Raw genomic sequence first — 12,982 nt, 5'->3', positions numbered from 1 at the left:
GATGCCCGACTGGAGCGCGTTCGACTTGAGCACGTTTGATTGGGGCGCGCTGCATTTCCTGCGCCCGGAGTGGTTGTGGATGCTGGCGGCACTGCCGCTGATCGTGGCCGTGGCCGTATACCGGCAGCGGCGCAGCGACGCCTGGCGGCAGGCAGTCGACGCCCATCTGTTGTCCCACCTGCTGGCCGGTGAGGGGAAGCGACGCGCACGCCTGCCATGGGCTCTGCTGCTGGGCTGGACCGTGGCTGCACTGGCGATGGCTGGCCCCAGCTGGCGGCAGCAGGCGCAGCCGGTCTATCAGGTCAGCGCACCGCTGGTGGTGGTGCTGGATCTCTCCAGCCGCATCACCGCGACCGACCTGCCACCCTCGCGGCTGCTGCAGGCGCGGGCAAAAATCGGTGCGTTGCTGCGTGCCCGTCAAGGCGGGCAGGTGGGTCTGGTGGTGTATGCCGAAGATGCCTATACCGTGGCACCGTTGACCGACGACGCTGCAAACGTGGCGCTGTACCTGGATGCGCTGGCGCCGGAGGTGATGCCGCGTGATGGCCAGCGCGCTGATCGTGGCATCGACTGGGCGGTCCGGTTGCTGCGGCAGACCGGTGCCCTGCGCGGCCAGATTCTCCTGGTCAGCGACCAGGCTGACAGCGAAGCGATGCTTGCGGCAACGCAGGCGCGTGGTCTCGGCCTGCAGGTGTCGGTGCTGGGCCTGGGCACGCCGTCCGGCGCCGCCTATCGCGATGGTCAAGGCCAGATCGCTCAGGCCGCGCTGGATGAAACCAGCCTGCGTGCCGTCGCCACCGCAGGCGGCGGGCGTTACCAGCGCATCGCCAGCGATGATCGCGACCTGCAGGCATTGGGCGTGCTGGATGCCAGGGATGGCGGCGCACTGCAGCGGCCCGGACAGGCCCGGCAATGGCAGGACGAAGGCTATTGGTTGTTGCCGCCGGTAATGCTGTTGGCACTGCTGGCGTTCCGCCGCCGTGCGGTGCTGGCGGCAGTGCTGGCCGTGGGTCTTCTGCCCTTGAGCGGGCAGCTGCAGGCGCAGCCGCGCGCGCCGACAGCTGCACCGACACCTGCACCGGCAGCGGGCACGTTGTGGGAACGTGCCGACCAGCGTGAGCATGAGCGCCTGGCTGCGGGCGTGCAGGCCTACCGTCAAGGTGATTTCGCTACTGCCCGCAAGCAGTTCGAAGGCATCGACAGCGACGCCGGCTGGTACAACCTCGGCAACGTGCTTGCCCGTCAGGGCGACTACGACGGCGCCATCTCCGCCTACGACAAGGCCCTGACGCGCCACCCGCAGATGGCCGACGCCGTCGCCAACCGTGCCGTGGTCGACGCTGCGCGCAAGCGCAAGCCGCCGTCGAACAATGACCAGGGGCAGGGCAAGGGGCAGCAGAAGCCACAACAGGGCCAGCAGCAGAACCAGCAGGGTCAACAAGGTCAGCAGGGACAGCAAGGCCAGCATGGACAGCAGGGGCAGCAGAATCAGCCGCAGCAAGGCCAGCAGAATCCGCAACAGGGTCAACAAGGCCAGCAGCAACCGCAGGGCCAGAAGGGCCAGCAGAATCCAGCGTCTGCAGGCTCCGGCCAGCAGGGTGCGAAACAGGAGCCGCCGCAGGCAGCTGACCCGCAGGCCCAGGCGCAGGCCGATGCCCAGCAGCGTCAGCGCATGCAGCAGGCCCTGCAGCAGGCGCGTGCTGGCGAAGCCGGCAAGACGGCAGTGCGCGGCGATGGCGGCACACCGCAACAGCGCGAGGAACAGCAGGCCGTGGAGGCCTGGATGCGGCGCGTACCGGATGATCCGGGGGCACTGCTGCGGGCCAAGTTCCAGTTGGAAAACGAACGTAGAAAAAGGGAAGGGCGATGACAGGCATGGCGAGCAGGCAATTCCGGTGGCCTCTGCCTGTGCTGGCGATGCTGCTGCTGTGGCTGCCGATGGTGGCCATGGCGCAGACGCGCGCCTGGCTGGAACAGGACAGCATCGCCGCCGGTGATGCGGTCACCCTGCACATCGAGACCGACGAAGGTGCACCGGACTATGCACCGTTGAATGCCGATTTCGCGCTCAGCGCGCAGAGCAGCAACCGCCAGGTGCAGTGGAGCAATGGCGGCGTCCAGCAGCGCAACCTCTATACGGTTGCGTTGACGCCGCGCCGCACCGGTACGCTGCAGGTGCCCTCGTTGCAGGTCGGCAGTGCACGCACGGCGCCATTGGTGCTGCAGGTCAGTGATGCCGTGGTGGCCACCCCGCAGAGCAATGCCACCGCCTTCATCGAAACCGAGGTGGATGACCAGACGCCCTACGTGCAGCAAAGCGTGGGCGTGGTGGTCAGGCTGTACTTCGCTTCGCAGCTGGCGTCGGGCGAACTGGTGCTCGACACCCCCAGTGGCGCGTCGCTGCAGCGGGTTGGCGAGGATCGCAGCGACGTACGCCAGGTCAACGGCCGTCGCTACAACGTGGTCGAACGTCGCTTCCTGCTGATCCCCGAGCGCAGCGGTGCGTTGCGTCTGCCTGGCGCACGCTTCACCGGCCGCAGCGCCGGGGGCTTCTTCGATGACTTCTTCGGCAGCGGTGGCGATGGCCGCATGAATGCCGTCGGTGCCGAACGCACGCTGCAGGTACAGGCGCAACCGGCGCAGGCCGTGCAGCCGTGGCTGCCCCTACACAGCCTGCAGTTGCGCTACACCGCTGCACCCAATAGTGCGCGCACGGGCGAAGCCGCCACCGTGATGGTCGAAGCGATCGCCAACGGCGCCACCCGGGCCCAGTTCACCGACCTGCCCGTGCCCGACCTCGGTGATGCCGCACAGGTGTTCGCCGAACCGGCCCAGTACGAGGAGACCTTCAACGGCAGCACGCCACGCCTGAAGATCACCCGGCGCTATTCGATCGTGCCGCGGCAGGTTGGATCGCTGCGCGTGCCCGGGCCGCGCGTGGCGTGGTGGAACGTGGACAGCGGCAGTGCCCAGCAGGCCAGCCTGCCGGATCTGGAACTGGCCGTGGCGGCGGGCCGGGCCGGCGCGCCCGTGGCACAACCGATCGATACCGATGCCGCGCTGCCGGAAGACGCCGCCCCTTCGGTCGCATCCTCTCTTGCACCGACCGCAGCCGGCACCCGGCCGTGGCCGTGGATGGCCGCCGCCGCAGGTCTGGCGCTGCTGTGGCTGTTGACCCTGGCATGGGGATGGCGACGTGGGCGCCATGTAGCCGCCCATGCCCGTACGGTTCCCCGCCCTGGAGTTGTCGCACCTGCGACGTCGTCGCGTGCCAGCGTGGCCGAGCTGCGCCGGGCCATCGATGGCGAGGGCTTTGACCAGGTGGAGGCGCTGCTGTGTTCGATGGCGGGCGTGGAGCGCCTGGAACAGGTGATCGAGCGGCTGGCCGATCCGGCCCAGCGGCAGACCCTGCAGGCGTTGCAGCAGGCGCGCTGGGGCGGATTGGGCGATGTCACCGCGCTGCGGGCCCGTCTGCGCGAAAGCTTCCGTGACGGACCGCACTGGTCGGCCGCCAGCGGCGCCGTCGACACTGGGCTGCCGCCGCTGTATCCGCCGCGGCAACCCTGAACCGGCGCGGCTTGCGCGCTTTGTTAGAGTAGATTCATTTTTCGAGGAATCCCGCGCATGACAGCAGCTGCTGCCGACAAGAAGAAGTTGCCCTTGCATTGGAAGATGGGCATCGGCTTTGCGATCGGCCTGGTCCTGGGACTGATCGTGCATGCCCTGGGCGGCAGCATCGAAGGCCTGCAGACCGGTGCCAAGTGGGTAATGGACTACGTCACCACCCCGGCTTCGGGCCTGTTCCTCAACCTGATCTTCATGCTGATCGTGCCGCTGATCTTCTCGGCGCTGATCATGGGCGTGTCGGAGATGGGCGACATCCGCGCCCTTGGCCGTATCGGCTGGAAGACGTTGGCCTACACCGTGCTGCTGTCCGGCATCGCTGTGGGTATCGGCCTGGTGCTGGTCAATCTGCTCAAGCCCGGTGCCGGCGTCGACCCGCAGGTGGCCGCGCTGATGCTGTCGGAGAACGCCGAGCGCAGCAAGGAAATCGTGGCTGGCATCCATGGCACGCCGAAGGGCATGGACATGCTGCTGTCGATCGTGCCGAGCAACGTGCTGCAGGCCGCTTCGGACAATGGCGCGATCCTGTCGCTGATGTTCTTCGCGCTCATGTTCGGTATCGGCATGGTGCTGACCGATGAGGCCAAGGTAGCCCCGCTGCGTCGCGCCATCGAAGGCGTGTTCGAAATCTCGATGACCCTGATCAACCTGGTCATCCGCCTGGCGCCGTATGCCGTGGCCTGCTTCATGTTCAACCTGGCCGCGCTGTTCGGCTTCGACCTGATCATCCGCCTGGGTGCCTACGTGGGCGTGGTGGTGCTGGCACTGGGCCTGCACATGGTGGTGACCTACGGCACCGCGGTATGGCTGTCGGGGCGTTCGCCGCTGGCGTTCTTCCGGCAGACCCAGGAGGCCACGGTGATGGCCTTCTCCACTGCCTCCAGCAACGCCACGCTGCCGACCGCGCTGCGCGTGGCCGACCAGATGGGCCTGCCGCAGCGCGTGTCGCGCTTCGTGCTGACCGTGGGCGCCACCGCCAACCAGAACGGCACCGCGCTGTTCGAGGGCGTGACGGTGATCTTCCTGGCTCAGTTCTTCGGTGTCGACCTGAGCATCGGCCAGCAGGTCATGGTGATGGCGGTCTGCATCCTCGGTGGCATCGGTACGGCCGGTGTGCCGTCCGGCTCGCTGCCGGTGGTGGCGATGATCTGTGCGATGGTCGGCGTCAATCCGCTGGGCATCGGCCTGATCCTGGGCGTGAACCACTTCCTGGACATGTGCCGCACCGCGCTGAACGTGACCGGCGACCTGGCCCTGACCACCCTGGTGGCCAAGGGCGAAGCCGCGGACACCCCGGCCGAGATCGCTGCCGCCGCGGCCCGTCTGGACAACTGACCGGTAGTGCCGGCCCCCGCGCCTTCGGCGCAGCCCCCGGACTCCGGGGGCGGTAGTGCCGGCCGCTGGCCGGCAACTTCATGATCTTCGGGAATTTCTACCGGGTTGCCGGCCAGCGGCCGGCACTACCGCCTTGTTGGCCTGACCCCACCCGGCGTCTGTGGGACAATAGGCCGCCCGCAGTTCCGCGGCCGCCTCCCGATTCCGACAGAACCATGACGCAGCCTACCCGTCGCCAGTTGGCCAACGCCATCCGCTTCCTCGCCGCCGATGCGGTTGAAACCGCAAAGTCCGGCCACCCCGGCATGCCCATGGGCATGGCCGACATCGCCGAAGTCCTCTGGAACGACTACCACCGTCACAACCCGAACAACCCGCAGTGGTTCAACCGCGACCGCTTCGTGCTGTCCAATGGCCACGGCTCGATGCTGCAGTACGCGCTGCTGCACCTGAGCGGCTATGACCTGCCGATCGAGCAGCTGAAGGCATTCCGCCAGCTGGGCAGCCACACCGCTGGCCATCCGGAGCGTCACGAGACCCCGGGCGTGGAGACCACCACCGGTCCGCTGGGCCAGGGTTTCGCCAATGCCGTCGGTTTTGCCTTGGCCGAGAAACTGCTGGCACAGCGCTTCAACCGCCCGGAGCTGGAAATCGTCGACCACCGTACCTGGGTGTTCATGGGTGACGGCTGCCTGATGGAAGGCATTTCCCACGAAGCCGCCTCGCTGGCCGGCACCTGGGGCCTGCACAAGCTGGTCTGCTTCTGGGATGACAACCACATCTCCATCGACGGCAACACCGAAGGCTGGTTCACCGACAACACCCCGGAGCGTTTCGAGGCCTATGGCTGGAACGTGGTCCGTGGCGTCGATGGCCACGATCCGGAAAGCATCAAGGCCGGTATCGAAGCGGCCCTGTCGCAGGACGGCAAGCCGACCCTGATCTGCTGCCGCACCACGATCGGTTTTGGTTCGCCGAACAAGGCCGGCAAGGAATCCAGCCACGGCGCACCGCTGGGCAAGGACGAACTGGAAGCTACCCGCAAGGCGCTGGACTGGAACTACGGCCCGTTCGAGATTCCGGAAGAGATCTACGCCGGCTGGCGTGCCGGCGGTACCGGCACGTTGCGCCAGGCCGAGTGGGAGCAGCAGTTCGACAAGTACGCTGCGCAGTACCCGGCTGAAGCCGCTGAACTGACCCGTCGCTCGCATGGCGATCTGCCGGCCGACTTCGTCGCCAAGGCCGACGCCTACATCGCCCAGGTTGCCGCCGAAGGCCAGACCATCGCTTCGCGCAAGGCGTCGCAGCTGGCCATCGAAGCGTTCGCACCGCTGCTGCCGGAAATCGTTGGCGGTTCGGCTGACCTGGCGCACTCGAACCTGACCCTGTGGAAGGGCAGCAAGTCCGTCGCCACCGACGATGCCAATGCCAACTACGTGTACTACGGTGTGCGCGAGTTCGGCATGACCGCGATCGCCAATGGCCTGGCCCTGCACGGTGGTTTCATTCCGTTCGATGCCACCTTCCTGGTGTTCAGCGACTACGCCCGCAATGCCGTGCGCATGAGCGCGCTGATCCCGGCCCACGCCATCCACGTCTACACCCACGACTCGATCGGCCTGGGCGAAGACGGCCCGACCCACCAGCCGGTGGAGCATCTGGCCTCGCTGCGCTACATCCCGAACAACGACGTGTGGCGTCCGTGCGACGCGGTCGAGTCGGCCGTGAGCTGGAAGGCTGCGATCACCCGCCAGGACGGCCCGAGCTGCCTGGTGTTCAGCCGCCAGAACCTGCCGCACCAGCCGCGCGACGCCGAGCAGATCGCACAGATCGAGCGTGGCGGCTATGTGCTGGCCGATGCTGCCGGCACCCCGGACGTGATCCTGATCGCGACCGGTTCGGAAGTCTCGCTGGCGACCGAAGCGAAGGCGCAGCTGGATGCGGCCGGCCTGAAGACCCGCGTGGTCTCGATGCCGTCCACCGATGTGTTCCTGCGCCAGGATGCGGCCTACCGCGAATCGGTGCTGCCGAACGCCGTGCGCAAGCGCGTGGCGATCGAAGCCGGCATCACCGGCTTCTGGCGCCAGTTCGTCGGCCTGGACGGTGCAGTGATCGGTATCGACACGTTCGGTGCCTCGGCCCCGGCCGACAAGCTGTACCAGCACTTCGGCATCACCACCGCGCACGTGGTGGAAGCAGCCAAGGCGCTGTAAGCCGCGCTGCATGGAATACGGGGAGGCCGGCGCAAGCCGGCCTTTTCTTTGCCTGTCAAAAAGGGGACGGAGGGGATTAAGTCGTTTGTGCCACAAACGACTTAATCCCCTCCGTCCCCTTTTCTCAGGCGGTGCGTGCCAGGGCCAGCCTCAACAACCGTGCATTGAGCCGTTCGCCGACGTCCTTGGGCGACTGCAGTTCCATCCGCTGCAGGTACACCGCGTCGCCATCACCTGCAGGCTGCCACAGCGCGTCCCACACGGTGCGCAGCTTGCTGCCGCGCGTCTGCGTGTTGGCTTTCAGCCAGCCCAGTGCCTTCACCAGCACCTGTTCGATCTCGGTGAAGTCGCTGCCCAACGGGTAATCGGGCAGGGTGCCATCGTTGCGGAACGGCGCCAGCGCCGCCGCCAGTGCCTGCGGTGTATTGCGCTGCTGCCGCTGCGCATCGGGCTGTGCCGTTGCTGCCAGCTTGCGCGCCGCGAAGGCCTGCTGCAGCAGCGCGCCCTGGAATGGCGCCTCGGTGATTGCCGCCATCGCGTGCACGCAGTCGTCGTCGGTCAGGCCGCGCACATCGGCGATGCCGTACTCGTTGAGATAGATGTCACGCAGGTGGCGCGGAATGGTCGTGTGCCCGTAGTTCCAGCGCACATTGGAGTCGCGCTGGCCCTTGTCATCGCGCGCGGCGCGGAACATCAACACACTGCGTGCTTCCGGCAGCGCATGCGCCATCGCCACGAAGTTGTACTGGCCGCCCACACCGGAGACCACGCGTCCATCTTCCAGTGCATCGGACACCGCTGCGCCCAGTGCGGTGGCCATCATGCAGGAATTGAAGAAGCGCGCGTGCCGGCGCTGCAGGCGTTCCAGTGTTTCGTTGCCGCCGTACAACTGGTTGATCTCGCTGATGCGGCGCATGCCGATCGCCCGGCATTCGTCCTCGGGCAGGGTGCGCAGCCATTCGTAGAATTCGGATGAGCCCAGGTAGAACGCGCCGTGCAGATACTCGCCCTCCGCCTCCAACGTGGCGTGATCGATGGACAGCGTGCTGCCGTTCTCGATGCGCTGCATCAGCGCCAGGTCATCATGCACCTTGCGCTTGATCACGCCGGTCTGCACCAGCCGGCGGAAGCCCTCGTTGAGCATTTCGCTGCAGCCGTACAGGCCGATCTCGAACGGCTCCAGCCCGCCGATCTCCTGCACCAGCGGATGGCTGGCCAGTTGCGGGTCCAGCGCATCCAACACGCGCCGGTAGCGCGCGTTGTCGGTGTGGCGCAGTACCAATGCGTGGCTGAGTGCATCGGCCAAGGTGCCGATGCCGATCTGCAGCGTGCCGCCGTCGCGCACCAGGGTGCTGGCATAAAGGCCGATGGCGTAGTCGGCGTCGGCCACCGGTTGCCGCGGCAGCCCGAACAACGCCGGATACGGTGCTGGCGGGGTGATGACCAGATCGAAGAAGGACACGTCGACCGTGGCCGTGCCGCCCAGATACGGCAGCTGCGGATCGATCTCGGCGACCAGCAGCGGGCGCGGCAGGCCGCGCGCGGTCATCGCGTCCAGCGTGTCCTGGGTGATGTCGTTGTTGCAGGACAGCGAAAGGCGCCGGTCGTCCGGGCGCATCGCTACTTTCTGCACGATCACCTGCGGCGCGCGCTGGGCCACGGCATCGGCGGCGTGGGTGTAGTTGAGGCTGGTGTAGCTGGACTGCGCCTGCCGCGAACCGAGCAGGGCACCGGACTGCATGTAGAACTCTTCCACCTGCACGTGCGCTGGCAATGCGTCGCGCGCGATCGCATCGGCATAGGCCAGGCGCGGGAAGTCTTCACCGAAATGGCGGGACGCGAACGGCGCCATGAAGCGCGCTTCCAGGCCGTCTCCCTTCGCCTGCGGCGGGTTCAAAGACAGCGCGGTGTACAGCTGCAGCGGCCGCGACGGGTCCTGTTCCACACGCGCATACAGGGCGTTGAGCAGGCGGTGGGGTTTGCCCAGCGCCAGCGGTGCACCGATCCGCAGCGGCCCATCCACGCGCGCGAACAGCCAGTCAACGGCGGCGTCGAGGTCGGTGAGGTGTTCGGTCATCCGGGGCGATCCTGCTTGGGGGGAGTGCTGGCATTACAGCATGTCGGGCTTGAACCGCCGTCGACGCGAGACTTCGGCGCCGGCCACCATGAACCGGCCATCGCCGCGGTAATGCACCGTGCGCGGCAGCTTCGGCCGCGGCGCCACGTGGGCGCGCACGATTTCCCAGATGAAGAGATTGCTCGATTCGACCTGGCTGTCGTCATGCAGGCGGCACTCGAAACTGGAATGGCACTGGCCTACCAGCGGTGCCCCCACATCCCGCGCCGGCACCGCATCCAAGGCGAACCGTTCGAACTTGTCCACGTCGCGGCCGCTGCAGTTGCCGATGTCGACCACGGTGTCCAGCAGTTCGACCCCCGGCACGTTGATCACGCACTCGCCGCTGCCACGGGCCAGCCCGAAGCTGTGGTTCTCGTTCCACAGGTAGGTGGCCACCAGTGAGGGCGAAAAGCCCATCACCATGTGCCAGCCCATCGTCATCAGGTTGCGCTGCCCCCGCCACGCGGTGCTGACCAGCACGATCGGGCCGGGTTCGAGGAAGCGCCGGGCCTGTTCGACGGGGAAATCACGCTTGCGCAAGGGCTTCATGCCGGTACCTGCGATGGAGGCCCCTCATGCTGGCGCAGGCGCGATGAAGTACCGGTCGAGGGCTTGACAGCAGGTTCGATTACGCGCGTAATCAAGTCATCGATTACGGACGTAAACCATGACCCCGATCAGCGAAGCAGAGGCCGTAGTGATGGAGGTGCTGTGGCAGCAGGCACCGCGCACCGCCGATGAGGTCGTGGCGGCACTGGCCCACCGCAACTGGGCCGAGCCGACCATCAAGACCCTGCTCAACCGCCTGCTGACCAAGGGCGCGATCGCCGCCGAGCGCGATGGCCGGCGCTATCTGTACCGGCCGCTGCTGCAGCGCCAGGCATGGGTGCAGGCGCAGAGCCAGGACTTCCTCGGGCGTGTGTTTGAGGGCCGGGTGGCGCCGCTGGTGGCGCATTTCAGCGAACGCGGCCAGCTCAGCGCACAGGACATCGCCGAACTGAAGAAGCTGATCCAGGAGCTGGATGATGAATGAGCTGCTCGACGGACTGTGGCGGGCCAGCCTGTGGCTGGCGCTGGGCGTAATCCTGCTGGCGACGGTGCGGCCGCTGCTGTTGCGGCTGGGCGGCGCTGGAGTGGTGTATCGCAGCTGGTGGCTGCTACCGCTGCTGTTGGCCGCGCTGTTGCTTCCCCTGCCGCAGGTTGCGTTGTTGCAGCATGTGCCGACCTTGCCGCTGAAGGTGGTGCCCGAAGCAGTGGAGGGCCTGCCTGCGTCATCTCTGCAATGGCCCTTGCTGCTGTTGTTGGTGTGGGCGCTGGGCGCGGGCGTCTGCCTGTTGCGCGACCTGCGCGCACAGCGCCGCTTCGAACGTGGCATGGGCGGCCTGCAGGCACGCGCCGATGGCAGCTGGCAGGCCAGTGGAGATCCCGGGCTGCCGGCGCTGGTGGGCCTGTGGCGGCCGCGCATCGTGGTCGGCCCGGATTTCGACCGGCAGTTCAGCGCGCAGGAGCAGCGCCTGATCCTGCAGCACGAGCACAGCCATCGTCGCAATGGCGATCACTGGGCCAACGGCGCGCTGTTGCTGATGCGCGCGATGTTCTGGTTCCACCCGCTGCTGCCATGGGCTGCACGTCGTTTCCTGCGTGACCAGGAACTGGCCTGCGATGCCCGCACCATTGCCCCGCAGCCCGCGCTGCGCGGCCTCTACGCCAGCACGCTGCTGAAGGCGCAGCTGGTCCACCCGGTTGCGCCGGCGGTCTGCCACTGGCGCAGCCAACCTGTGTTGAAGGAGCGTATCGCCATGTTGAAGCAGTCCAAGCGGAAGGCATTGCCGTGGGTGTCGGGTCAGGTACTGGTGGTCGGGTTGTGCCTGGGGATGGGGGCGGTGGCGTGGGCGAGCCAAGGTGGAGCAGCGGGCGTGCCGTCGATCAACGTCGAGCCCTACGAGCACGCGGAACAAGATGCAGCGAAGGCCGGGTTGGATCGTCCGATCCAGGTCGACAAGATGCCGCCACCCTCCTATCCGAAGTCTGCGATAGAGCAACGTCAGGCCGGCGTAGTTAGCCTGCGCGTGGACGTGGATGCCAAGGGCTACCCCACCGATGTGCAGGTACTCAGCGCCACCAATCCGGGCGTGTTCGAAGCGGTGTCGATTGCAGCAGCGCGAAGCTGGACCTATCGCCCGGCGCTGAAGAACGGCAAGCCGGTGGCGGGCGCCGTGCGCATTCCGATCACTTTCGCCATGGATGAGAGCGATGAAGTGACGGAGACCGCCAGGTGATGCGCATCACGCTGCTGTTGGCAGCGGGGATGCTGGCAGGCTGCGCCACACAGGAACGGCTGACCACCGTCGACACCCGCAATGAGAGTGTCGGCCATCAGCGCCTGCATGCGGAAGGGAAAGGCGGCAGCGGCCAGGTGCAGGCGTACACGCTGGGAGCGACCGAAGGCTATCGGATGCCGCAGCTGTATGCAGCGCCGGATCCGCAGATCGGCGATCGTGACCCGCGTACCGAGCTGGCGCCGACCACGATCTGCCTGCAGGTGGTGATCGATGCCGACGGCGCTGTCGAGCGAAGCCTGGCGCTGGTAGACCGCAGCGAATGCGCTGCAGGCGCGGCAAGCGAGAATGCGCCTCTGCTGCAGGCGGCGCAGGAGGCGGTGGCGATGTGGAAGTATTCACCCGCCGCCGTCTGCCACTTCGCACCCGGCAAGGTGCCGAACGACCGTGGCGACTGCGAAGGCGCCGAGCGCGTTGAGCCAGTGCCGGTGAGTCTGCTGTATGCCTTCACGTTCGAGATCGTGAAGGGCCAGCATGTCGTGCGCACGCAGGGCAAATGACGCCGCGTCATTCCCGCCGCGATGAAGCGACCGTGCGGCCCCTACGCTCCGCCCTGGATGTTCGCCTTCACCGCCGGCTGCATCAGCGTTGGCTCTGCCAAGGTCGCATCACGCGCCTGACGCACGCTGACGAACTCGGCCTCAGCCACGCCGTCATGCACGTGGATGTTGTGCGCACGCTGTTCGCCGATGCTGGTTTCATTGGCGAAATCGCGGCCGCCCGGGCCGTAGTCGTGGCAGACGAACACGCGGGTGGCATCGGGCAGGGCAAGCAGACGCTGGATCGAGCGGTACAGCTGCGCGGCATCTCCGCCGGGGAAATCGCAGCGTGCAGTGCCGCCATCGGGCATGAACAGCGAATCGCCGGTGAAGACAGCATCGTCGATCAGATAGGCGATGCTGTCGCTGGTGTGGCCGGGTACGGCGATGATGCGCCCCTGCAACTCACCCAGTGCAAAGGTCTCGCCATCGGCGAACAGGTGATCGAAGACCGCATGTTCATCGGGCAGCTGCAGGCCATAGCGCGGTGCGAACGTGGCCTGCACTGCGCGGATGCCTTCGCCGATGGCCAACGTCGCCTGCGGGAACCGCTGCTTGAGCCGCCGCCCGGCCGACACGTGGTCGGCATGGGCGTGGGTTTCCAGCAGCCAGCGCACGTGCAGCTGCTGCTGCGCGATGGCATCGAGCATCGCGCGCACCGGTGACTCGCTGCTGGCGTCGGTATCCGGGTCGTAATCCAGTACCGGGTCGATCAGCGCGGCCTCCCTGCTGGCCGGGTCGCTGACCAGGTAGCTGAAGGTATTGCTGTCACGGTGGAAGAACGATTGCACCTGGACCGACATCGGATACTCC

General features: G+C 67.0%; 10 protein-coding genes. 7 read left to right on the top strand and 3 right to left on the bottom strand.

Translation table 11 applies throughout. The features are described 5' to 3' along the window. Position 1 precedes the first annotated feature (1 nt). From CR156_RS15185 to tkt, 4 genes are all read left to right on the top strand, one after another. Complete coding sequence (locus CR156_RS15185; RefSeq protein WP_100554193.1) at positions 2-1,870, top strand: tetratricopeptide repeat protein; 1,869 nt, start codon at positions 2-4, stop codon at positions 1,868-1,870. Beyond that, positions 1,867-3,567 (top strand): BatD family protein, encoded by a 1,701-nt coding sequence (locus tag CR156_RS15180; protein ID WP_100553435.1) that lies wholly within the window; start codon positions 1,867-1,869, stop codon positions 3,565-3,567. The genes CR156_RS15185 and CR156_RS15180 overlap by 4 nt, the downstream gene beginning before the upstream one ends. A gap of 57 nt (positions 3,568-3,624) precedes the next feature. Continuing rightward, positions 3,625-4,959, top strand: coding sequence for a dicarboxylate/amino acid:cation symporter (locus CR156_RS15175; protein WP_089236644.1), 1,335 nt, complete (start codon positions 3,625-3,627; stop codon positions 4,957-4,959). Between the two features lie 215 nt (positions 4,960-5,174). Further along, positions 5,175-7,172, top strand: a complete 1,998-nt coding sequence (gene tkt / locus CR156_RS15170) for a transketolase (protein ID WP_100460210.1) — start codon at positions 5,175-5,177, stop codon at positions 7,170-7,172. Between the two features lie 124 nt (positions 7,173-7,296). On the opposite strand, the gene CR156_RS15165 is transcribed toward tkt, so the two are convergent. Both CR156_RS15165 and CR156_RS15160 read right to left on the bottom strand, forming a co-directional pair. Further along, positions 7,297-9,249, bottom strand: a complete 1,953-nt coding sequence (locus CR156_RS15165) for an acetyl-CoA hydrolase/transferase C-terminal domain-containing protein (protein ID WP_100553434.1) — start codon at positions 9,247-9,249, stop codon at positions 7,297-7,299. Between the two features lie 33 nt (positions 9,250-9,282). Next, positions 9,283-9,840 (bottom strand): flavin reductase family protein, encoded by a 558-nt coding sequence (locus tag CR156_RS15160; RefSeq protein ID WP_100553433.1) that lies wholly within the window; start codon positions 9,838-9,840, stop codon positions 9,283-9,285. A 118-nt stretch (positions 9,841-9,958) separates the two neighbouring features. Here CR156_RS15160 and CR156_RS15155 point away from each other — a divergent pair, with 118 nt between their 5' ends. The 3 genes from CR156_RS15155 to CR156_RS15145 are packed head-to-tail and all read left to right on the top strand — an operon-like array spanning position 9,959 to position 12,130. Beyond that, positions 9,959-10,324 carry a BlaI/MecI/CopY family transcriptional regulator gene (locus CR156_RS15155; RefSeq protein WP_100553432.1) on the top strand — a complete coding sequence of 122 codons (366 nt, stop codon included), beginning with the start codon at positions 9,959-9,961 and terminating at the stop codon, positions 10,322-10,324. Continuing rightward, positions 10,317-11,570: a M56 family metallopeptidase gene (locus CR156_RS15150; protein ID WP_100553431.1), complete on the top strand. Its 1,254-nt coding sequence runs from the start codon at positions 10,317-10,319 to the stop codon at positions 11,568-11,570. Before CR156_RS15155 ends, CR156_RS15150 begins: the two co-directional genes overlap by 8 nt. Next, entirely contained in the window at positions 11,570-12,130 is a 561-nt protein-coding gene (locus tag CR156_RS15145; protein ID WP_100553430.1) for an energy transducer TonB, read from the top strand. Before CR156_RS15150 ends, CR156_RS15145 begins: the two co-directional genes overlap by 1 nt. Before the next feature lie 41 nt (positions 12,131-12,171). On the opposite strand, the gene CR156_RS15140 is transcribed toward CR156_RS15145, so the two are convergent. Then, positions 12,172-12,972 carry an MBL fold metallo-hydrolase gene (locus CR156_RS15140; RefSeq protein WP_100553429.1) on the bottom strand — a complete coding sequence of 267 codons (801 nt, stop codon included), beginning with the start codon at positions 12,970-12,972 and terminating at the stop codon, positions 12,172-12,174. Positions 12,973-12,982 lie beyond the last annotated feature (10 nt).

The sequence above is a fragment of the Stenotrophomonas lactitubi genome (genome assembly GCF_002803515.1).
Taxonomy (GTDB): Bacteria; Pseudomonadota; Gammaproteobacteria; order Xanthomonadales; family Xanthomonadaceae; genus Stenotrophomonas; species Stenotrophomonas lactitubi.
This window is presented reverse-complemented; position numbering and strand designations above follow the sequence as displayed.

Bases quoted from the DNA above. Each gene is read 5' to 3' on its own strand.
- CR156_RS15185 (WP_100554193.1), top strand. From the start codon at position 2: ATGCCCGACTGGAGCGCGTTCGACTTGAGCACGTTTGATTGGGGCGCG.
- CR156_RS15180 (WP_100553435.1), top strand. From the start codon at position 1,867: ATGACAGGCATGGCGAGCAGGCAATTCCGGTGGCCTCTGCCTGTGCTG.
- CR156_RS15175 (WP_089236644.1), top strand. From the start codon at position 3,625: ATGACAGCAGCTGCTGCCGACAAGAAGAAGTTGCCCTTGCATTGGAAG.
- tkt (WP_100460210.1), top strand. From the start codon at position 5,175: ATGACGCAGCCTACCCGTCGCCAGTTGGCCAACGCCATCCGCTTCCTC.
- CR156_RS15165 (WP_100553434.1), bottom strand. From the start codon at position 9,249: ATGACCGAACACCTCACCGACCTCGACGCCGCCGTTGACTGGCTGTTC.
- CR156_RS15160 (WP_100553433.1), bottom strand. From the start codon at position 9,840: ATGAAGCCCTTGCGCAAGCGTGATTTCCCCGTCGAACAGGCCCGGCGC.
- CR156_RS15155 (WP_100553432.1), top strand. From the start codon at position 9,959: ATGACCCCGATCAGCGAAGCAGAGGCCGTAGTGATGGAGGTGCTGTGG.
- CR156_RS15150 (WP_100553431.1), top strand. From the start codon at position 10,317: ATGAATGAGCTGCTCGACGGACTGTGGCGGGCCAGCCTGTGGCTGGCG.
- CR156_RS15145 (WP_100553430.1), top strand. From the start codon at position 11,570: ATGCGCATCACGCTGCTGTTGGCAGCGGGGATGCTGGCAGGCTGCGCC.
- CR156_RS15140 (WP_100553429.1), bottom strand. From the start codon at position 12,972: ATGTCGGTCCAGGTGCAATCGTTCTTCCACCGTGACAGCAATACCTTC.